The sequence below is a fragment of the Ureaplasma zalophigenitalium genome (assembly GCF_025780055.1).
In the GTDB taxonomy this organism is placed as follows: Bacteria; Bacillota_I; Bacilli_A; order Mycoplasmatales; family Mycoplasmoidaceae; genus Ureaplasma; species Ureaplasma zalophigenitalium.
The window spans coordinates 39,438-62,011 of sequence record NZ_JAOXHJ010000004.1 but is presented as its reverse complement, the minus strand read 5'-3'; the positions used below and the strand labels follow the sequence as shown (position 1 = coordinate 62,011).

The 22,574-nt window shown below is 30.8% G+C and carries 18 protein-coding genes and 1 other RNA gene; 12 read left to right on the top strand and 7 right to left on the bottom strand.

All coding sequences use genetic code 4. The features are described 5' to 3' along the window. Positions 1–27: 27 nt before the first annotated feature. The 4 genes from tsaB to OF365_RS02130 are packed head-to-tail and all read right to left on the bottom strand — an operon-like array spanning position 28 to position 2,883. Positions 28–594: a tRNA (adenosine(37)-N6)-threonylcarbamoyltransferase complex dimerization subunit type 1 TsaB gene (gene tsaB / locus OF365_RS02145; RefSeq protein ID WP_263817969.1), complete on the bottom strand. Its 567-nt coding sequence runs from the start codon at positions 592–594 to the stop codon at positions 28–30. After that, a complete protein-coding gene (locus OF365_RS02140; protein ID WP_263817968.1) occupies positions 581–1,498 on the bottom strand; it encodes an RluA family pseudouridine synthase in 918 nt (305 codons plus the stop codon). Before OF365_RS02140 ends, tsaB begins: the two co-directional genes overlap by 14 nt. After that, positions 1,488–2,336 carry a signal peptidase II gene (locus tag OF365_RS02135; RefSeq protein WP_263817967.1) on the bottom strand — a complete coding sequence of 283 codons (849 nt, stop codon included), beginning with the start codon at positions 2,334–2,336 and terminating at the stop codon, positions 1,488–1,490. Before OF365_RS02135 ends, OF365_RS02140 begins: the two co-directional genes overlap by 11 nt. A gap of 1 nt (position 2,337) precedes the next feature. Next, positions 2,338–2,883 (bottom strand): inorganic diphosphatase, encoded by a 546-nt coding sequence (locus OF365_RS02130; RefSeq protein ID WP_263817966.1) that lies wholly within the window; start codon positions 2,881–2,883, stop codon positions 2,338–2,340. A gap of 127 nt (positions 2,884–3,010) precedes the next feature. Here OF365_RS02130 and OF365_RS02125 point away from each other — a divergent pair, with 127 nt between their 5' ends. From OF365_RS02125 to glpK, 6 genes are read left to right on the top strand one after another with little or no spacing between them, the layout of a single operon-like run. Continuing rightward, a complete protein-coding gene (locus tag OF365_RS02125) occupies positions 3,011–3,367 on the top strand; it encodes a S1 domain-containing protein (RefSeq protein ID WP_263817965.1) in 357 nt (118 codons plus the stop codon). Positions 3,368–3,370: 3 nt separating this feature from the next. Further along, positions 3,371–8,527, top strand: coding sequence for an ABC transporter permease (locus OF365_RS02120; RefSeq protein WP_263817964.1), 5,157 nt, complete (start codon positions 3,371–3,373; stop codon positions 8,525–8,527). 2 nt (positions 8,528–8,529) lie between these two features. Beyond that, positions 8,530–9,402, top strand: coding sequence for a tRNA 2-thiocytidine biosynthesis TtcA family protein (locus tag OF365_RS02115; protein WP_263817963.1), 873 nt, complete (start codon positions 8,530–8,532; stop codon positions 9,400–9,402). 18 nt (positions 9,403–9,420) lie between these two features. Continuing rightward, the gene (locus OF365_RS02110; RefSeq protein WP_263817962.1) at positions 9,421–9,897 is read left to right on the top strand and encodes a nucleoside 2-deoxyribosyltransferase; all 477 of its coding nucleotides are present in this window, start codon (positions 9,421–9,423) and stop codon (positions 9,895–9,897) included. A 27-nt stretch (positions 9,898–9,924) separates the two neighbouring features. Continuing rightward, positions 9,925–10,479, top strand: a complete 555-nt coding sequence (locus OF365_RS02105; RefSeq protein ID WP_263817961.1) for a hypothetical protein — start codon at positions 9,925–9,927, stop codon at positions 10,477–10,479. A 5-nt stretch (positions 10,480–10,484) separates the two neighbouring features. Next, positions 10,485–11,996 carry a glycerol kinase GlpK gene (glpK, locus tag OF365_RS02100; RefSeq protein ID WP_263817960.1) on the top strand — a complete coding sequence of 504 codons (1,512 nt, stop codon included), beginning with the start codon at positions 10,485–10,487 and terminating at the stop codon, positions 11,994–11,996. 76 nt (positions 11,997–12,072) lie between these two features. Here glpK and ssrA read toward each other — a convergent pair. Next, positions 12,073–12,484, bottom strand: a transfer-messenger RNA (tmRNA) gene (gene ssrA / locus OF365_RS02095). Between the two features lie 714 nt (positions 12,485–13,198). Between ssrA and OF365_RS02090 the strand changes: the two genes are divergently transcribed. Then, positions 13,199–13,993: a Vmc-like lipoprotein signal peptide domain-containing protein gene (locus OF365_RS02090; protein WP_263817959.1), complete on the top strand. Its 795-nt coding sequence runs from the start codon at positions 13,199–13,201 to the stop codon at positions 13,991–13,993. A 45-nt stretch (positions 13,994–14,038) separates the two neighbouring features. Here the strand turns inward: OF365_RS02090 and OF365_RS02085 are convergent, their stop codons facing one another. Next, positions 14,039–14,707: a beta/alpha barrel domain-containing protein gene (locus OF365_RS02085; protein ID WP_263817958.1), complete on the bottom strand. Its 669-nt coding sequence runs from the start codon at positions 14,705–14,707 to the stop codon at positions 14,039–14,041. Between the two features lie 2 nt (positions 14,708–14,709). Beyond that, entirely contained in the window at positions 14,710–18,000 is a 3,291-nt protein-coding gene (locus OF365_RS02080) for a DUF3713 domain-containing protein (protein WP_263817957.1), read from the bottom strand. A 128-nt stretch (positions 18,001–18,128) separates the two neighbouring features. Here OF365_RS02080 and sufC point away from each other — a divergent pair, with 128 nt between their 5' ends. The 5 genes from sufC to sufB are packed head-to-tail and all read left to right on the top strand — an operon-like array spanning position 18,129 to position 22,573. Further along, on the top strand, positions 18,129–18,944 hold the full coding sequence (gene sufC, locus OF365_RS02075; protein WP_263817956.1) for a Fe-S cluster assembly ATPase SufC: 816 nt from the start codon (positions 18,129–18,131) through the stop codon (positions 18,942–18,944). Next, positions 18,931–19,542 carry a SufD family Fe-S cluster assembly protein gene (locus OF365_RS02070; RefSeq protein WP_263817955.1) on the top strand — a complete coding sequence of 204 codons (612 nt, stop codon included), beginning with the start codon at positions 18,931–18,933 and terminating at the stop codon, positions 19,540–19,542. Before sufC ends, OF365_RS02070 begins: the two co-directional genes overlap by 14 nt. Continuing rightward, positions 19,542–20,753 (top strand): cysteine desulfurase, encoded by a 1,212-nt coding sequence (locus tag OF365_RS02065; protein ID WP_263817954.1) that lies wholly within the window; start codon positions 19,542–19,544, stop codon positions 20,751–20,753. Before OF365_RS02070 ends, OF365_RS02065 begins: the two co-directional genes overlap by 1 nt. Next, complete coding sequence (locus OF365_RS02060; protein WP_263817953.1) at positions 20,740–21,186, top strand: iron-sulfur cluster assembly scaffold protein; 447 nt, start codon at positions 20,740–20,742, stop codon at positions 21,184–21,186. The genes OF365_RS02065 and OF365_RS02060 overlap by 14 nt, the downstream gene beginning before the upstream one ends. After that, on the top strand, positions 21,176–22,573 hold the full coding sequence (gene sufB / locus OF365_RS02055) for a Fe-S cluster assembly protein SufB (RefSeq protein ID WP_263817952.1): 1,398 nt from the start codon (positions 21,176–21,178) through the stop codon (positions 22,571–22,573). Before OF365_RS02060 ends, sufB begins: the two co-directional genes overlap by 11 nt. Position 22,574: the final 1 nt, after the last annotated feature.

Sequence of the window (22,574 nt, the reverse complement as noted above, 5' to 3'; positions counted from 1 at the left end):
GAACCAAATAAATGGTTCTTTTTTTGTTTATACTGGTTGCTTGACGTAGTTTAAGGTTAGTTGAGTTCAATCACTTTGTAAATCAAACAAAGCAAATGGCAAGTGTTTTAAAAAATAGGCATAATCAAAAGTTTGATCATTGATTTCAACAACTAAATAATGACTTAGTTGTTGAATCAAACTAGCTTGCTCACTTTTTAAAATGATGTGGTATGTTTGATCGTAATAAGCATATAATTTATCACCCTTAGCATCTAAGAAAACCAATGTGTCTTTTTGGTTATATGTTAAAAGTTTTAAGTGGTCGGCTGTATATAAAGGAATCTTGTATAAAGCGTTTAACGTTTTACTAATAATTCCGCTAACACGCAAACCAGTAAAACTACCAGGTCCATTGTTTAAGTAAATCGCCCCAACATCATTGGCGATTGATCATTGATGTTTAGTTAATAAATCAAATATTAATTGGTTAACTAGATCGGTCAAGTTATTTTTTGTTGGTACAATTACATAATCTATTAATTTCTGCTCTACATACAGGCCAATGATACACTGCGAAGAGCAAAGATCTAAATACAAACTAACATTCTTCATATAAATGTTCCTTTAGTTCGTCAATTTTAGTGTTGAATTCCCGGGGTAAAGTAGTTTGCAAACTTAATAAAGTATTTCTAATAGGGTGTGTAAATTCTAAAAAGTAGGCATGTAAATATTGTTCATAACTGCTGACTTTTTTGCGGTTTGAATATAATGGATCATTTAGGACTGGGTGGTTCATGTATAGACAATGGACACGAATTTGGTGTTTGCGACCAGTAATGATCTGTACTTCAATTAATGCGGAATTACGGTATTGTTCAACCACTTTAAAAACACTAACAGCATCTTTCTTATTTTTAGCATGACCTGTTTGCATACGCAAGCTATCATCATAACTATAACCAATAGGTTCATTAATTTGAAAATGCAAATGTTGGTCATCAAACCTATTAGCTACTAGCGCATAATATTTTTTGATTACTGCTCGATTCATAAATAGTGTTTGCATTTTTGTGTATGTAGCTTGATCTTTGGCGAATAAGACTAAACCTGAAGTATGCTTATCAATTCGGTGGACAAGATAAAAGTTTGAAGTCTGTAAATAGTATTGCACAGCATTTATTAAAGTATCTTGTTCATTAAATTGAGAAGGATGGACTAACATCCCACTTGGTTTATTGATGGCTAAAAGATATTCGTCCTCATAAACAATTTCCAAAGGGTAGATATAATCGGCTTTGGTTTTGTTTTTTACTAAAATACTTAGTTCCTGAAAAGCAATGATATCTTGGTTATCGACGATTGTTTTAGCTTTTACTGGCTCGTCATTAATAGTAACCAAATTAGCTTCAATCATAGCTTTAATTTGGGTACGTGAATAATCGGTTTGCGACGCTAGGAATTTATCGACCCGAATGGGAGTAATTAAATCTTTGACAACGATTTCATTACTCTTCATCTTTTTTAGACTCTTTCTTATGATCTGGATGTTTGTCATCATCTTCTTGATTCGCAGTCTCTCATCCAAAAGGATTTTTATCGACTGTTGTAATTTCCAAATCTTCATCCTTAGCTAACTGATCTGTATCATTATCTTCTCGGTGTTCTTTAATTTTTGAATCCTTGGATTCGTTTTTGGATTTGACAAAGGAAATAATCATTGTACTTAATAAATATAAAATTAACAAGCAAACAAAAACAACAATATATACATCAAATAAGTTAATAATAGATTTGGCAAAAATTCAATAGTCAACCACACCGTATTTAATATCATTCCCCCCGCCATTTCCGGCGTTTTTAAATATTTCAGGATATAATCGTAATAGTTCTAATGGCTCATCAATTGCTCGGTCAATAACGTTGCCCATTGTTGAAAAAACAATAAACATCAAGCAAATATAATAGGCGGGATTAGCCAATGCAAGAATTGCAATTAAACCAATCACAATGGGTATTGATTGAACAAAAAAGACTAAATGATGACTTTTTTGGGATAATTGCCCTAGGCCTAAACCATTATTAATAGTGAAATGAAAAAGACCATTCACAAGCTTTTGATCGGGTTGTAAGACTATATCTAAGTAGTGTTGACGCACTAGAAAACCCGATAAAAAAACCAGTAAACTAATTGCAGCAAAGCTAATTAATTTATAAACAATCGTATCTAAACGGAAAAGTTTTTGTAAATATTTACGAAAACTTGTAGAACGAACTTTTTGCAGTGATTTGTTAAATAATGTGATTTGTTTAAGTTTTTCGTGAATTTTGATAAAAGGATTATTTGACAAACGCATTTTAATTAGTATATTTCTCAGGGTGCTTTGCTCGCATTAATTTAACAAATTCAGTTTTATCCATCTCTTTATATTCGTCCATTAATGCCTTACATTCTTCATATTCTTTCATAGCTCATTCTTGGTTTTCAAAACCATTAATTAGGACAGTTTTATTTTGTAAGTTCTTGTAGTTTTCAAAGAAATCCTTAATTTCTTTTAAAAGATGTGCAGGGACATCATCTAAAGTTTGGATGTGGTTATAACGTGGATCACAATCAATGACCGTGATTAATTTAGTATCAGTTTCTCCACCATCAATCATTTTCATAGCTCCTAATAAGCGAACTGGAACATTAATTCCAGGATTAAACGCTTGATCGGCTATAATTAAAGCGTCTAATTCATCGCCATCATAGTCTAATGCTTCGCGAATAAACCCATAATTTTGGGGGTAGGAATTAGCTCCATATAAGATACGATCCACGTTGATTTCTTTAGTTACGCGGTCGTATTCATATTTAATATTTGAATGTTTTGGAATTTCAATTGTGACATTTAGTTTCATAATTACCTCTTTTTCTGCTTTATAATATTATATTAAATATTAATTAATATCTTGTGATTAATCATAATCTTATACAAGATGATTAAAATCTAGCCTTAATATAGAACACGATTGAAAGTAGTTGCCTATGAAATCAATAAATAATTTTAAAAAACCTAAAAGTAAATTGCAAATAGTACTCGCGAAAGTTCTTAAATATGATGAGCAAGTGGTTTATTTGCAACTGAAAGACAATAGTTATGGTTATTGTTCAAGACAAAATATCTCGGATTTTGATCCGATTGATATCTCTAAAATTTTCCAAGAAAATAAGTACTATAAATTTATGTACCTTTTTTATGATCCAGAACGGAAGATGTCAGTTTTAAATTACAAAATTATCCATCCTATATTAATCAAAAATAAAAAGAAATCTTATCCAACATTATCTCACGATAGAAATTTAAAGCAATTTTTGAATGAGTTGTTAGCAAAGGAAGAATAATTTATGTTTTGAAGATTGATCAAAAACTTCTATGCATATTTGTGAAAGAACAAAGGTTCATTCATCGGCTTAGGAACATTAATTTTTATTAGTGTTTTTGCTTTTTCACTACTTAAAAATACTTCGACTAGTTTAAAACAGTCTTACAATAAACTGGTGGATGAACAGAAGTTGCATAATGTCGTTGTGAATGAATTTTATAATGATCAAAACAAAGATATAGCTCAAAAGAAACTTGATGATCGTTTAAAGGAATTAAAAACTTTTTACCAGGCTAAGGGAATCGATTTAACTGTCGAACGAACACGAGCACTAATAGTCAATGCTCCACATCAAGACATTAATTACCAATTGTTACAATACAACAACAACCAGACTTTAAATACGTTTGACCAAACAACCATCGATGTTTTACAACGGTATAATTTTGTTAGTTATGATCTAAACCAAATTTATTTATTAGCTCAAAAAGATGTGCAAGATTATATAGAAGCAGCGAAGGATAAATATTTTAATGCTTCAGTTTTTAATGATGACATTTCGATGTTGAATCAGACCGAACTAAAAGCGCAGGCTCTGAACAACCCAAAACAAGTTTATGAGCAAATAGAAAACCTATTGCATTCTAAACAAATTCCCAGTTATCAAGCGATCTATCAAGCTGTATTACAAAACAAAATATTTTTAGAGCAAACAAACAATAGCGACCTAATTAATCATATTCGTTATGAACACCAAAGAAAAATTTTGAATGATTATTTAGTTATATGAAACTATTTACTACACCATTTACCGTTGCAAATAAATAACGGTGAAAAAGGTCTTGAAGTTCTAAAAAATAATATTATCAAACAAATAGATGAACAAGTGAATTTAGGACAAGTTGCTAAAAAATCATGAAAAGACTTTGTGATAAATAAAAATAATGCAAATCCTAATGGTTTAATCTACCAAACATATTATGATGGTGTGAAAATTGATGCTAACTTTAAAAAAGAAGATAATAATATAAGCGTTGATGAAATGGCTAACTTGCCCAATTCTCTAGCAGCGCGACGATTTATTTTGGCACAGTTAGTATATGCTAAATGGGGGGATAATAATCAGTTGTATGCTGATTTTCTCCAAGCTAATAAATACGCTCAAAGCCACCCTGAATATGATCCTTTAGATTTAAAAACTTACCATAATGATCCTACTTTTAATGCACAGACGGCAAGAAAAGTAGCAACGCAGTTCCTGCTGATTTTGTATCCTTCAAAAAAAGGCATAGCTTCGAACCAAGAAATCAATGTCGTTGCTAAAGCACACCGGATGAGTTTTTCATTCGTCCCAGCGGGAGTGCCGATCCCCGCATATTTTGATATGCAAACATCGTATTTAGCTGTATCTACACCCTTCTTTTTGAAACAGCATAATAAAAAAGTTTATGATGCTAATCTTTATCTAGAAAATATTGCTAAAATTCATACGCAAGAAGCTTTTGAAAAATACTTTAACAGCATTAGCGATGATTTTAAGGTTTATATTGACACTACGCCTTATTTAATAATAAAAACAGGGTTAACACCAAACTATATGTTCCCGATTATTAACTTTTCTTCGCTAATACCTAACCCAGCCAAAGAAGCTTTAATTTATGTTAATAATAACGGGTTTGAACGAACTTTTGATGGTTTCCGATCAAATCCGGTGGAAAAAAATCTGTATATTCGTTTAAACACACGTGATGAAGGACTAATTAAGCAATTTACTTTGGATTTAAACAAATGAATTGTAGCAAACGAAGTGATGAGTTGGCCTTCGCAAATTGATGCTGCTTATATGGCAGAGGATACAAACAACAAAATTACACCAGCCCCATTGCGTTTAGTGTTTGTTCGCAAGATTACTACAACAATCCAAACATTCTCATCTTTAATTACTTTATTAATTCTAGCTCTATCAATTTTTGTAATTGTAATTATAGTTAATCGTTTTATTGCTCAAAACAAAATTATTATCGGAAATATGATGGCAAACGGGGTCAATCGTTGAAAAATCATCGCAAGCTTTTTAACGATAGGTATTATTCCGTGTTTATTTATGGGAATTATCGCCTTTATTAGTGCTCACTTTTCTCAATCTTTTGCAATAGATCTTTTAAAAGATTATTGAATGGTTCCTACTGAAACAATTGCTTTTAATTTCGGAGAATTAATAACAGTAATCATTATTCCGTTCTTAATTTTTGCCACAATTGTTAGCTTAATGGTATGGAAATTAACAAATAAAAACGCGACAGACTTAATGAGGGGGATAGAAACAAATAAGGTATCATGGTTTGTTCGTTTACTAACGAAACGTCCAGCTCGCGAAAATATGGGTTTCACGCGATATGCCTTTATTTTATCCTTCTCTTCTTTATCGCGGGTTATTTTATTATCACTCATGATTATGTTTTCATTTGGTTTAATCTTGTTTGTAACCAACACAAGAAGTAAAATTGTTGACTCAATGAATTCGAGTCTAACAACGAAACGCTACCGATTTGCCATTGAATTCAATTCACCCACAAAACAATCAGGCCAATTCCATAGTGTTTGATCTGATAAATTAGGTGTTAACCTACGCATTCCTGATAATAATCAGGATTTAAACCAGAATTATGCTGTTTCTGATTACGCGAATGACGTACGCACCTCTCCGTTATTAAATAATTATCTGAATTTAAAATTGTTTGGCGAAAAAGATGATTTACGAACTAAATATGATATTGGTTATTTAACTAACGCTTTCCAAATTAAACAATTTTTAGACTTCAATTTTGGTTTAGCCAACCAAATTACAAATCCGTGGGAGATTACTCGATCATTAATTCCAGAAAATTCATTGTATATGGTGAATCGCCAATATGATTCGTGAGCAAAAACAGCGGTAAATAATCATAGTATTTTAAATAACCAATTTAAAGCGACTAACACAGATCAAGAAACTAAGAACCGTTTAGCGAAATTGGCCTATGAAGTCTTAAAAATTAAGGACTACCAAAATTTAAAAATGGTGCGTTCAACCAATGATTTATTAACTTATTTACGAACATTAATCAAACAAAATGACCAACACCATTTAGATAAAACAAAAAACTATGTCTTTGACATTCGCTTATTAGATGATCAAATTAACTTTCAAAATATTCAGTTGGAACTAAGATTTGATCCTAATGAACAGCAATGAACAACTAGCCAGCTTTTCGAAATTAATCATGTTCTTAGTCCATTAGCTTTAGCACATGCTTACTTTAAAGAAGCACAAGAGGAGGCATTTAAGTTTGAAAACGATTTAATTCCTAATTTTAAATTCTTTGATGATTGATATTTTGATACATACAACCAAGATCGTAAATTTAATAATTTCCAAGTATCATTTAGTTCCTATTTAAGAGCCCGGTTCTTAAAAGAAAGTGATCAAGGGGCTTTTAGATACAAACAAAATTTTACTCTTCCGATTTTTAAAGCTTTTATAGCAAGTAAGTATTTAAATAAAAAAATCACGTTTGATTTGTTTAATGATAAAAAAGAAAAAATGACTTTCGAATTACCTGTTGATGACTGGTCTGATTTAGAATTTAGTACTCAGATGGTTAATGATCAAGAAGTTTATCGTGTTGTCAATAAAAAAACTAATAACCAGATTAGCTTAACCAACCAATCTTATTATTTACACTACGATATTGATTCACGAAAAGCCACAAACCAGGCCGAAAATAATAACATCGCAAACAAGGTGCACTTAGATTATATTCATTATGTTTTATTAACCCATCCTAACTGAAATCCTTTATTTAAACAAAAATGAGGGGGAATTAGTTTTAATACCTTAGTATTAGACCCGTATAAAAACGAAAACGAGGAATACGACGAACCTTTTGTGTATGTTGATGCTAATGTCACACACATTAATAAACAATTAACAAATGAAAAACAAAAACAAAAAGCAATTAAAGTGATTGGTTTAGTCGATGATTCACACGCTGTTTTATTAAGTCATAACGGCACGAGTATTAATCATTTATTATTCACGAATGAAGAAAAAGATTTTATCCCTGTAATTATTAATAACGTTTTTGCTAAATACTATAATCTAGGGATAGGCGGGACGTTGGCCATTAAAATCAATAATCATACTGACCGATTGTCATCCCATAAACAAAACCATATAGCTGTTTTAAAAGTGGTGGCGATTAGCGATAATAATCAAGAATTACAGATATATACGAATATTCACCAGGCAGCCAATTTATTAGATTTACATGCTGACCCTTATAGTTCTAAACAAGCAAACAACACAACCTATCCATTCAATGGAATATTTACAAACAAAAAAAGCCCTGATATCCTAACTAATATTACCCCGATTTTCTCATTAAGCGGATTATATCCAGTACAGGAGCGATGAAGTAAATCTCAACAAAATATCGATCTTATAAATAATATTATTAATCCAAGTTCAGACGATTTAATGAAGGCGAATGATCCACAACAAGTGCAATCATTAATTTATCGTTCACAAAAATTATTATTAAATGCTTTGGAAGACTTTAAGGATATGGTTGAATTAAAATATTATTTACGACCAATAGGTGATGAACGAGCACAAGCTGCACATGTAATAGATCTACTAGTTAAAAAATACGGTTATAGTACATACCAAGCCTTAATCAGTAATGTTGAACCCGTTGATGTGATGTTTAATGTTTATCAAACAGCTAACAACACGATTAATAAAATTGAGATCACTATTATTTTCTTATTTATGCTCATTATCCTATTAACCATTATTTTAATGATTACCAATTCATTTAATGATTTGTTAAAAGTTGCTCGAATGTTAAAAAATATGGGTTATTCAAACCAAAAAAATGCTGTTTTATTCCTTTTATCTTTCCTTCCTGCGTTACTGATTGGGATTGTTTTAGCTGTTCCATTTAGTATTGGATTGATTGGGATGTTTAACCAAGCGGTCTTTAATGCCTTTACTATTTTCATTCCAAGTGTTTTTGTTGTTTGACACTTTGTGATTATTATTTTAGTTTTAACAATTATCTTCATTGCCTTGTGAGCTATTGCTTATTATGCATTGAAAAAATCAGATGTAGCTAGTGCATCTAAGAGGGAATAAATATGCGTAAAATCATTGGTAATATTATAAAAGCCAACAAGATTTTTGATTTAATTCAAAATCACGATAAAATTTGTGTTGGCGTTTCGGGTGGAAAAGACTCAATGACGCTTTTATATGCCTTGGGGATTTTCAAAAAAATGATGAAGAAAAATTATAATTGAGATATCGAAGTGGTGGGCATTCATTTAAAAATGAATTTATGTCACATTGATTATGATCCAATTATTAATTTCTGAAAACAACAAGGAATTTACTTTCATATTGAAGAGACAAATATGGGTGAAATTTTACGAGCTAATATGCATAAGAATAAAATTCAATGTTCATTATGCTCGAAATTAAAAAAGGCAATTTTAATTCAGACTGCAAAAAGATTAAATTGCAATAAAGTAGCTATGGGGCATCATGCTGATGATGCAATTGAAACCTTTTTTATGAACATGATATATGAAGGCCGGATTGCTACGTTTAAACCGTCCATGTTTATGGATAAAGAACAAATGATGTTTATTCGTCCATTAATTTTGTGTCGCGAAAAAGACATTATTAGAGCTGCGAAAACAATTGACAACATGCCTGTTGTCCCGTGTGGGTGCCCAATGGAAGGTTTTACAACACGTGATGGCATGAAAGATTTTTTAAATCGTAATTTTTATCATGCGGATGATAAAAAACTCCGTCTAGCATATAATAATTTTATGGCCGCTTTGATGAACGGAAAAGAGTGCAACTTGTGGTTTGTTGATGAAGATAAAAAAGTGGCCGATTTGGATTTACGATCATTAGCTGTCAATGATCGCTGTGCAATTAAAAAAACAGAAACCACAGGTTGCGATTGAACTGATGACCGATCAGATTATGAAGATGAATAAAAATTAAAGGAGAATTTTATGGAGCGAATTTATTTTGCCAACGCTTTATTTAGCGAAGCTGAACTAGATTTTAATAAGAAGGTTGTTGACGCTATTCGTCAACAAACTAAATATAGTGTATATTTACCACAAGAAAACTTTGCTATTAATGATAAAACACAATGCGCAGACTCGCTAAAAATCTATGAGGCTGATAAAAATGAATTAGACCAATGTGATTTATTAGTAGCAGTGTTAGATGGTTTAACAATTGATAATGGGGTATGTACTGAAATTGGTTATTTTGCGGCGTTGAAAAAACCAATTATTGGGTTATACACAGACTCACGACGTATGTATAATTGACAGGACGAACAAGCAAAAGCACAGTTGTTAATGCAACCGTGCGAATCACAATATGCGTATGTTAATTTATTTGTTATTGGAGCAGTTAAAGCAAACGGAAGCATTGCTAGTAACGTTGCTGAATTAATTCAAATGATTAATGCTCACTAGTTTATGACCAACAAGCAAAAATTAACATTGAAGTGTTTATTAGGATCTATGGGTTTTTTGATTATTATTCCTTGTTTAGTAGCTTGTACAAATCAACAAGGGAAAAACCCTGATGATTATCAAAAAAACATTTATAATTTTCAACAACCCAGAGATATCCCTTATGAGGTGCAATCTTATCATTATCCTTTAGATTTAGCACATATTTTAGGTAATACTTTGATTGCTCAATTTGTTTTACAAGGTTCATCTGTTGTTTTAGAACTCAAATTAATTAAATTTTATGAACCATTAATTAAAGATATTTTTTTGAACCACAAAACAATGAACGACATTGCTTATTTGCAAATGGATTTAGAAAATGAAAAAACGCAGCAGCAAGTAGTTTGACAAATTCCGATAACGGTTGTTGATTTAATAAAAAAACGTCGCGTATTGCACGTTTTAAACCAACTAAACCCCCTACAAATAGATACTTATTTATGAAAGCGTGCAGTTTTTTTAGACGAACAAAAAAATGTTATCTCCCAACCATTTAACTGTTTGAATAAAGCTATTAAATTAAAACAAGTTAGAGGATAGAAGCTATGAAAATTAACAAATATGTGATTGCTTTAGATCAAGGAACAACTTCGTGCCGTAGTGTTATTATTAACTCTAATGGTTATATTGAGCATGTTGAAAAAAACCAGATAGTCCAAATTTTCCCCCAAACATCATGGGTTGAACAGGATGCTAATTTAATTTGAAACACGCAATTATCCACTTTGCTAACTGTTTGTGCAAACGCTAATCTTAAAGTGGAACAAATCGCTTGTTTGGGGATTACAAACCAACGAGAAACTATTGTTTGTTGAAATAAAAAAACCGGCATGCCAGTATATAATGCTATTGTTTGACAAGATCAGCGAACAGCAGATATTTGTCGCACTTTAGAAGCATACGCACCGATGATTAAACAAAAAACCGGATTAGTCTTAAATGCCTATTTTAGCGCTTCGAAAATTGCTTGAATTCTCAATAACGTGCCAGCAGCACAAAAAGCATTAAGAACCAATGATTTATTGTGTGGGACAATCGATAGTTGATTAATTTGGAAATTAACAAAAGGTAAGGTTCATGCTACTGATGTTTCTAATGCTTCAAGAACCCTTTTATTTAATATTCATACAATGCAATATGACCAAGAATTATTAGATTTATTCAATATCCCTCAATCGATTTTGCCTGAAGTAAAACCATCAGGGAGTTTATTTGGTTATGTTGATCCTAGTTTATGGGGCGTGAATAATCATGTGCAAGTACCAATCACAGGTGTTTTGGGCGATCAGCAAGCCAGTTTATTTGGTCATTTGTGTTTACAACCTGGTACTGTTAAAAACACTTATGGAACCGGATGTTTTATGCTTGTAAATACTGGGAATCAAATTATTAATTCACAACACCAATTATTATCTACAGTAGCATGACAAATTGAAAATCAACCAATTGTTTATGCATTAGAAGGTTCTGTTTTCATCGCAGGAGCAGCCATTGAATGATTAAAGGATGGCTTGCGAATTATCTACAATGCTAAGGAATGCGATTTTTACTCTAATCTAGTGAAACAACAAGAAAACCCGGTTTATCTAGTTCCCTCTTTTTATGGCCTAGGTGCTCCATATTGAAACTCTTATGCGAAAGGAGCTATTTTTGGTTTAGATCTAGATACAAAACGCGAGCATATCGTTTGAGCTTGTTTACAATCGATCGCTTATCAAACATCAGACTTACTCAAAGCAATTCAAGATGATTTAGGGATAGATTTTCAAGATATTAAAGTGGATGGTGGGGTTAGTCAATCGACTTCGTTAATGCAATTTCAAAGTGATATTGTGCAAAAAACCATTCATGTGCATAAGGAAATGGAAACTACAAGTTTGGGCGCTGGATATTTAGCGGGCTATGTAACTGGCTTCTTTGCTAATTTTAACCAATTACAAGATGATAAAAATGCTTATTATCAATATACACCTAATATGCAACCATCTGTTGCGAAACGACACTTAAAAAAATGGGATCAAGCAATTCAACGGGTGTTTGATTGGTCAAAGGAATAGAAAAACCAAGAGTCTAGACTCTTGGTTTTTTGGTCACAAATAACTGAATTGCACAGTCTTATAACTATTTTCGTGATGGTGGAGATGAGGGGGTTCGAACCCCTTTCCGCAAAGATTAATTGATAACTTCTACAGTTTAGTTTTATTTTAAAATACTAAAAATAACGAAGTAATAAAACGAACTTATAATTATTTTAGAATTTATTATCCTTCAACTGTTTTAAAGAAATAAATTAAAAACTTTAAAAAGCGCTGTTGTCAAATGAAGCTAGATTAATCACCAACAGTAATAATTAAAATAACTAACTAACAATTAATTAAAAAGCGTAAGCTAATTGTTGGTTGTTAGCAGAAGCCATTGCTAAGTGAGCAAATGAAACTTCTTGTTTGTTTGTTTGTTTTGCGTTTATAAAAACCTCACAGCTATAAGGGGCATACCCCACTGCCGTTAAAAACGAATTCTTCACGTCGAATCCAAGTTCATCCCCGTTTAAATATTATAATATAGTTTTCATAAAACCAATAACCTTTTAGAAAAATGCGAATTTTCATAGCTTTTTTATTATGGACATCAAACTATTAATAAAACAATAAAGACATATAAAGATAAAGCATAAACTTTTAATTAGATAATAAATGAAGAAGATTAAATGATTTATGTTTTAATCTTTACTTTCGAAATTTATACTTATAAAAAGCAGTTTTTAGAGTCAATCATTCATAGTTTGATCATTTACCTAAGGCATTATAAGGTTTTTAAATAAAAAATATTAATTTTCTTTTCTTTTATATCTAAAATACAAAAAATTAACTATTACAGGCAGTTTAATAAGTTAGTTTCAAAAAAAGTAATATATATATATGTCTGTTAAATACTATAATCTATTAAGTTAACAATGTCGATTTTAGTGTATGTATACCTAAATATAACAATCCTATGTTTTTGTTGTTAACAATAAACTTGAATAAGGATTTAAAAAATTAAGAAATATTGTAAGCCAATATAATTTACCTGTACGGTGTAAATAATCAAAAAGTCACACTGACTCGATTTTAATAGATGATCACAATAAAAGTGTGTCTATTCTATAAAACAAATAAAAATATAGATCTATTAGAATATGCAGTAAAAAAGGAGTTTTTATAAATTAGAAACTTATGCTTATTCAAGTTTTTCAAATAACAAGGAGATAATTTAACATATGTTAAAAAATAAAATCAAAAGAATACTATGATCGGGATCACTATTGATTATAACAACTGGATTAATCGCTAGTGTGTCAGTTGCTTGTTCGCAGAACACTTCAATTAAAGGACCTGTTTCTGGTTATTACTTGTCAGCTGATAAAAAAATAGCTACAATAGCTACTGCCAATTTCACACCTAAATCAAGAATTAACTATTATCATACTAATAACCAGTTTTCTCAAATTTTAAATGAGCAAACCAATCATAACAATCACCCTTTTATCACTGTAGTTGAGAATGAAGAAAAATGATTAAATTTAATTGATTCTACCAATTATAATTTAGAAAAAATCATTAATTATAACGTTCAAGAAGAAAAAGTGGACGCATCAGCCTCTGATTTTGCAAAAACGTTCACTATAGATAAAAAGAAACATTATGACAATGAGGCTATGAAAACTTGGTTAAAAAACAACATGCAAATTGACTGAACTAAGCAGAGCGTCATTATACTAGACAGCATTCATCATTCTTGAAAACCGAATGGGGTGATTGGTGATGAAACAGCCGGTTTAAATATTACTAACTACACTTTACAAGATAATAAATTGACAATTAATTTTCAATTTAAACCTCAATTAACAAAAAATAATTCAAAAGTTTTACCCGCTGTTTTTTGATCAACTAATAAAACCTTCTTCCTCATTGTTGATCAAAAAAATATTAACGTGGACAAATTGCTTGTTGAATATGTTGTTGCACAAGTGAAATCATTAGTTAAACAAGTTAAGAAAACGGTTAATAAATAATTAATAAAAATAAAAAAACACCATTAATTATTAATGTGTGTTTTTTTATTTTGCTTGAACCAATGTTTTAAACATTGCTCGAACATCGGGTAATTCGTGCATCTTTTTTACTAAAAAGGAACCAGAAACATAATAGTTAATTTGGTTTCTATATTTTTGGATTATATCTAACGTAATTCCGCCATCAATTTCAATTTCAAAGTGTAATGCATGTTGTTGTCGTAGGTTAATCAATTCGGCTAGGCGATCATCAGTTTGTAAAAGAAATGCTTGACCACCCTTACCAGGAACAACCGACATTAAAGTAACATAATCAACTTGTTTAAGTAAATATAAATAATCTTGGATCTTAACATAAGGGTGTAAAGCAATGCCGGCTTTAATCTGCTGTTTTTTAAGAATTTGAATACAAGCTAAATTGGTTTCTACATCTTGCATCTCGCAATGAAATGATAAAGCTTGAATATTCTCATGAAGATATAAGCGAATGTAGTTGATGGGATCAATCACCATTAAATGAACGTGTACAGTGATTCCGTTTTGTTTCAATAGTTTTAAATCAGCTGGTACAAAGGCTTTATTGGCAACGTATATCTGATCCATAACGTCAAAATGGCAAATCGTAAATCCGTGAGTTTTAAATTGTTTAATTTGTTTTTCACGCTCTTTTTTGTTGTCACTAAAAGCTAAAAGTGAATAAAGATACTGCGACATACTTATTTGCTTTTAATAAATGGTTTCAAATCGGGCATATTTAAACGTTGGTCAAAAATTTCGAATTTATAATCATCATTAATTTGACTAAATATTTGGATACTTATTACTGGATCATTTAAAACTGCGAGCAACGCTGTTTTAATTAGCTGATCTTTACTTAAGTGCATTAATTTTTCTGGGGTATTTTGACTAAAATCTAATGTTTGTACGTCTTGGTCATTAATTTGAGTAACAATTAAATTATAACGTTGGTCCGGATTATCTTTATTTTTAAACAGATTGCTAACTTTTGTATCTTCTTGGTAGTAAACATAATTAAGTTGCATCGGTGAAAACATCAAATCGGAATATTCATTAACAACATTTACTAAACGCGTACGCAATTCATCGAAAGTTAATTTCAATGATTGTTTTTGATTGTTTGAGTCGATAAATTCTTTGGTTTCTTTAATTATAGAAACCAATAAATCGTTTGTCTTGGTCGAGAAAAGCAATGGTTTTAATTCACTAGCAAGACTATAGAATTGGTTGTATGTATCAAAAGAGTTGATAGATTGAATTAAGGCTTGTTTTGACCCGTATTTGTATAAAACACCTTTGTATTTTAATTTAGCATCTTCAACTAATGTGAATGTTTGATTGTTATATAAATCGATGTTCATAAATTCTGGCGGTAAAATTGTGCGTTGGTTTTGTTTGCTAACTAAACCTAAGAAACCATAAATTGAGTGGTTATCATTCATAGAAGTGTAATTAATAATGTTGTTAGTTGAACTATATGTTTGTTTAGTTAAGAAGTTTGGTTTATTAACAATTTTATTTTCAACAATTTCATAAACATCTTGTGGTTTGATGTTTAATGTATTAAATAAAGGGTGGTTAATTTGGTATGTATGACTTGTATAATCGTTTAATAAGTTAGTCCCAAAACCTGGCACTTTTTTAATATCATCATTGGCAGAATAAGCGATAAATAATTGATTATCACTTTGTTTTAATTGCGACTTTAAATACTCTTTAAACGGTTTTAGGGTAATTTTTTTTTCTTTTAGACCCAATAAACTAATGAAGGTATAAATGTTTTTTAGATCTAAGGCGTTTAAATTGTAATTTAATAGTAAATCTTTGATTTTATCGTTTAAAACATTTTTATGCAAGGCTTGATCATAAGCTTGTACATATAAAGCTAATTGTAAATGATCATTAGACGCATAAGTGTTTTGCGTACTAATTAATTCTTTTTTTTGTTTAATGAACATGTTGATGGCATCGTTAATTAAAGCCTGGTCCTGAGTTGGCAAATAGCTAAGGGTGTTCAAATCAATAATATTTTTCAATAATTGTACATATTGCTGACGCAAGATTAGATTAGTTAGATTACCAGAGTTATAACCATTTGTAAATACGCTATTTACAACATAATCGTTAAAGGTGATGTGTTGAGTTTTTAATACATTAGGATTAATGAGGTGTTTATCAAAAACCACTTTTTCAGCGACTTTATTAATCAATTGAAAAATCGCTTCTGAATCAGCTGACTCTTGTAAATAATAAGTTTTTAACAAATCTTCAATTATTTGGTAATGGTGTTGATCGTTTAAAGTTAGTTTTAAACCGACATTAAGACCATGATCAAAGATATTGTCTGCTAATAATGATGATTTATGTTCGTGATTATAGGTGTTAACCTGGTTATTGATTGCATAAAATAATTTTTCATTATTATCGGTTTGATTGTATTTAAATCATAGATTAACTAATTCTTTTAGATCTTTCTCAAAAGGTTGTAGGGTAATCTTTTTTTGATCTTTATCCACTAAATTAGTTTTAAATAAGAAATGTTGATCATTAAATTTTTGTGCGTAATAATCAATTAATAATTGTTCTTTGTGTGCCTTAAAGAAATTTTTTAACAAAGACATTCCATCAATAGCGCTAGTATTAGCAATATCTTTTTTATTATTAAACAACGCTGTTTGTTGTAAGAAACGCGTTTTTAATGTTTGGTAAAAATTTGTTTGATTTTTAGCTTGAGCTTTTAATACTTGGAAGTTATCTAAGTGATAAATAACCACACCTGTGCCAGTAAGATTTAAAGCATAGAACTCATTGTTTTCACGTACAATTAGTTGATTAGTAATTTGCTGAGCGTTTTCTAATTCTTTTTGAAATGCAGACTGGTTATTTAAGGATAAAGGGTAAAAGAAATCACTGAACCCGGGGATTTTTGATGACGTTTTGTTGATGAAATTCTCTAATAGTGTTGGTTTAAAACCGTCTACTAAAGGAATATCTTGAACAGAAGAATGATCACCTAGATGATTAATAATACTTAAAAGACTGAAAACTTCGTTGGTTTGCATACTTTTTTTATTAACTAAATCAGTTAATGTCACAGACTGTGACTTAACACTTTTTTTGATTTCTTGATCTGTTTTTCATGTACCATCTTTAACTGCTTTAATAAAATGTTGATATTTTTTAAGTGTTTCATTAAAAACATCTTGATCATCAAAGTATGGGAACAATTGGTTTGCTTTTTCTGGCAAATGTTTAAAAATTTCTTTGTTATAAATGTTTTGTCTTTTTAAATCATCATAAGTAAATTCGATTTTTTCGAAAGTCATAGGAAGATCTTGCTTGATAAAAGCGTCCAAAACAAAGTTTAAAAAATGCGCATAACCTTTAACATCTTGATCGTTGCTAAAAAATTCGACCGCATTATTTTTATTTAGAAATTGAACCGCATCGTTTGTCTTGACGTTAACATATTCGTTTTTATCATTTTTAACAAACAATAAGTCTTTGTCATTAAAGATTGTATCGTTAATTAAATCGTAGGCAAAATCAATTGCTTGGAAATGCAATCAGTTATCACGCGTACCACCAAAACTATTGTAGATAGCGTTTTGAATCGCTATTTCATCATTAGAACCAAAACGTTCTTTGGCAGTTTTCTGGATACGTTCTAATTCGCTTTTTTTATTCTCAATAAATTGTTGCACACTTCGGTTTCATTTAACATTTTTATTATTGGCAACTCATTGATAAAGTCGCGCTTTTAAAGTTGCTGTTAAATACGTTTGTAAACCACTGCTTGTTTGCATGATTTTACTCCAAGCGTTTTTTGTGGTCAGATTAGATGTTAAACTCTGGCCATCTTTAATATCAATAGGTGTTGTAAAAGGATGTGTGGACTCTTTTTTTACACATGATGCCAAAAAAGCTGAGCAGCCAATTAGTCCAACTGCACCTATTAGGATGGGTAATATTTTTTTCTTTAATTTCATAACAACTCCAAGACTTTTTTAAATATACTATAATTAAAAGGATAATCCATTTTATATAAATCAATATTTTTATAATTATACTAGAAAACAAACGTGTATTCGCGTTTGTTATAGACAAAGGGGAAATTGTGGAATCAATTAAAATTCAAAATTTATCAGTTAGTATTGATAATGAATTAATTTTGCAAGATATTAATTTATCAATTAACAGAGGCGATATTATCGCTATTATGGGGCCTAATGGTCACGGAAAAACAACATTATTTAAATCAATTATGAAACACTTTAGTTTAACCTATGAAACTGGTGATATTTGATTTGACGAAACAAGTATTAAGGGTTGCGAAACGCATGATATTGCAAATCGCAAGGTTTTTTTAGCTACGCAAAACCCAATTGAAATTCCGGGGTTAATGATGCTAGATTTCTATCGTTCATTATTAACTAATTACAATCCAGATGCTAAAATGAACGTTTTAGAATTATATTCGAAACTAAAAGATCGTATGCAAGATTTAGCGTTAGATGTTTCTTTACTGCAACGTTCATTTAACGATAATTTTAGTGGTGGAGAAAAAAAGAAAAACGAAATCTTACAGCTAGCTGTCCTTGACCCTGACTTCATTTTTTTAGATGAAATCGATTCAGGTCTTGACATAGATGCTTTAAAAATGATCAGCAATATATTACAAGAACAACATAATAAACAAAAAGCTATTTGTTATATTTCACATAACAATGGATTATTAAATCTAATTCCGCCTACTAAAGTTATTTTAATTGTTAATGGACGCATTGTCCAAACGGGAGATATTGAATTGGCTGAAAAAATCCTACGTGAGGGATATGGTTGAGTAGAAACAGAATTAGGCGTGCGAATGAAAAAACAACAACCCATTAAAACAAGTAGTTTAAAATTAGGTGTTTGTGGTGCAAGAAAATAAAAAAGAATTAATCATAATTAATGGTGATGAAGAATATAATTTGCATGCACGCGAAAACACTGATTATTATGTGTTATCATTAGATCCGCTTTCACACACAACAAATATTAACCATTATTTATATGATCATGTTGAATCTAAAATTCATATCCTGGTATTAAATTTTGATAAATTTCAAAAACAAATTAACGTACAGGCACATTTAAATAATGACCTATCTGTAGCAACTAATTACGTTCAGGTTATTGGTTTTAATGATTCACACACATCCATTTTTCTAAATGCTCATCTACATGCGAATTGCCATAACAATCAAGTTGCCCAAACAATTAAAGCAACATTATTTGATAATGCACAAGTCAAAGGTCAACCGACTTTAACTATAGATTCAAACGATGTAAAAGCTTCGCATGCATATGAAGTGGGTAATGTTTCTCACGATGTTTTATTTTATTTAGCTTTAAAGGGTTTTAATAAACAAGAATCTATTTTTTTATTAGTCGGTGCGATATTTAACCAGGTTTTAATGCACTTTGAACAAGAAGTTCAAGACAAATATGCGCAGTTAATTAAGGATACATTTGAAAGGGTTGCTTAATGCAAAAATATCGTCAATTTTTCCCGTGATTTAAAGTTAATGAAAAATATATTTATCTAGATTCTGCAGCGACATCGCTTAAACCACAAGCTGTGATTGATGCGATTAATGAATATTATTTACATCAATCCACAAATCCACATAATAATGACTCTCATTTTACACACAAAGCAAACTTAATCGTTGAAAAAACGCGCGAATACGTAGCTCAATGATGGAATACGCCGCATGTAAATAGTGTTATTTTTAATAGTGGTGCAACCGAATCGATTAATACTGTAGCTTTTGGTATTCGTCATTTGTTAAAGCAAGGTGATGAAATTGTTTTAACGACGAGTGAACATGCTTCTAACCTTTTACCTTGGTATGCATTGCGGGATGAATTGGGTGTTAAAATTGTTTTTGCCAACGAACCTCATAAACTACCAAAAGCAGAAGATTTTATAAAAGTTTTAACGCCACGGACAAAGGTTGTTGCCTTTGCTTCAGGAGGTAATTTAGTTGGGCATGTCCTAGACGAACAAGCTGTTTGTGCTATTGTTAAAAAATATAATCCTCAAATCCTAACTCTAGTCGATGCTACACAATCATTACAACACCGCAGTGTAGATTTAAGTACAAATTTAATTGACTTTCTAGTCTGTTCAGCTCACAAAATATTTGGGCCCACAGGAATAGGTGCGCTGTATATTGCCCCTTATTTATTAATAAAAATTAAACCTCTAAAATACGGCGGTGGAATGAATACATTCATTGAAAAAGAAGACTTTGGAATATTTGATAATTTTATGCGTTTTGAAGGTGGTTCTCCGCACACGGCTGGAATTTATGGTTTTTATGCTGCATTGAAATTTCTGAACTCAATCGGTTATCAAGCCATCCATGAACATGAAGAAAATTTAATGCATTATGCTAAAAAACAATTAGCAACAGTCCCTGGGATAACACTATATTTACCAGAACATTATTCAGCAACGATTTCATTTAATTTTCAGGGAGTATTTCCCCAAGATTTAGCTTATTATTTAGGTAAAAATAATATTATTTGTCGCGCTGGGCTATCATGTGCCAAATTAATGAATGAAGTATTAGAAACACAAGCAGCAGTGCGCGTTTCGTTTTACATTTATAACACATATGAAGATATCGATACCTTAGTTAGTGTATTAAAAAAATATCAAAAAGGAGATGAATTAGATGGGCTCATTTAAAAATAAAGATCCTCTGTTATTGCGCAATATTATCATGCAACATTACGAACAACCAAACCATCGAATTAGTCAACCACTGGGCGAGGAATATTTCCAATTTAGAAACCGAATAGAATCGTGCATAGACGACATCACAGTTTTTATGAAAATTAAAGACCAGATAATTATTGATATTAAATTCCTTGGTACAGGGTGTGCAATTGCTACTGCTTCCACGGATATCATGCTAAATTGTTTGTTAAATAAAGAAATTAATGATGCAAAAATAATTATTGCCGAATATGAAAAAATGCTTTTAAATCAAGAGTATGACGAAGACTTGTTAGATGAATTAATTGCTTTTTATAATGTTAAAAAACAAGCTAACCGTATCCGTTGTGGTTTAAATGGAATTTTAGCAATAAAGGAATGTATTAAAACTTATGAACAATAATGAATTTAAAAAAGAACCGTATCTATACGGTTTTAACGATGATATTAATCCTGACTTTAAGACACGTCCGGGTTTAGATAAAGAAATCATTGAGCAAATTTCACAAAAGGTAAATGAACCGAACTGGTTACTAGAATACCGCACGCAAGCTTATCAAGCCTTTTTGGAATTAAAAAATCCTACTTGAGGCGTTGATCTTTCGTTTATAAATTTTGATGATTATATTTATTATGCTGGATTTGGAGATGAAATCAAACGTTCTTGAAATGATGTTCCTAAAAAAATCAAAGACACTTTTAAGGCATTAAATATTCAAGAAGCCGAAGCGAAGTTCTTAAACGGCGTGCATACTCAATATGACTCATCAGTTGTTTATAGTTCTTTATTAGAAGAATTAGAACGTAAGGGTGTTATTTTCACTGATATTCATACAGCTGCTCGGGAACATCCTGCTTTATTTCAACAATATTTTGGTCAATTAGTACCATTTAATGATAATAAATATGCAGCCTTAAATTCAGCGGTTTTTGCTGGTGGGACATTTATATATGTTCCCAAAAATACGCACATTGACCTACCCTTACAATCGTATTTTCGGATTAATTCACAATCCTTAGGTCAATTTGAACGTACTTTAATTATTGTAGACGAAGACTCATCATTACATTATATCGAAGGGTGTACAGCTCCGATTTATCAAAAAGATAATTTGCATGCTGCTGTTGTCGAAATCTTTGTTCATAAAAATAGTAAATGTCGTTATACAACTATTCAAAATTGAAGTGATAATGTCTTAAATTTAGTAACTAAACGAGCTTATGTTTACGAAAATGCTAATATGACTTGAATTGATGGCAATATTGGATCGCGCATCAACATGAAGTATCCGGCTTCTATTCTGGCTGAACCATATGCTTCAAGTGAATGTATTTCAATAGCCGTTGCTAAATCTAACGTGATTCAAGATGCTGGAGCAAAAATGATTCACAATGCTCCTTATACTCGTAGTAAAATTATTTCAAAAGCTGTAGGTTATGGTACAGGAGATTCGCGTTATCGTGGATTAGTTAAAATTGGTCCAAACGCCCACAATAGTATAGCTAAAGTTGAATGCGACACACTATTATTAAATGAAACAGCACGTAGTGATACTTTTCCTTTAGAAATTGTGCAAAATAATTCATCATACTTGAACCATGAAGCTACCATTACAAAAATTAGTGCTGAGCAATTATTTTATTTACAAACTAAAGGTTTTAGTATTGAGGTTGCTGAACAATTAATAGTTTTTGGCTTTTTAAAAGAATTTAGCGACGAATTACCAATGGAATATGCAGCAGAATTAAACCGTTTATTAAAATTAGATATGACTGGAGCAATCGGATAAG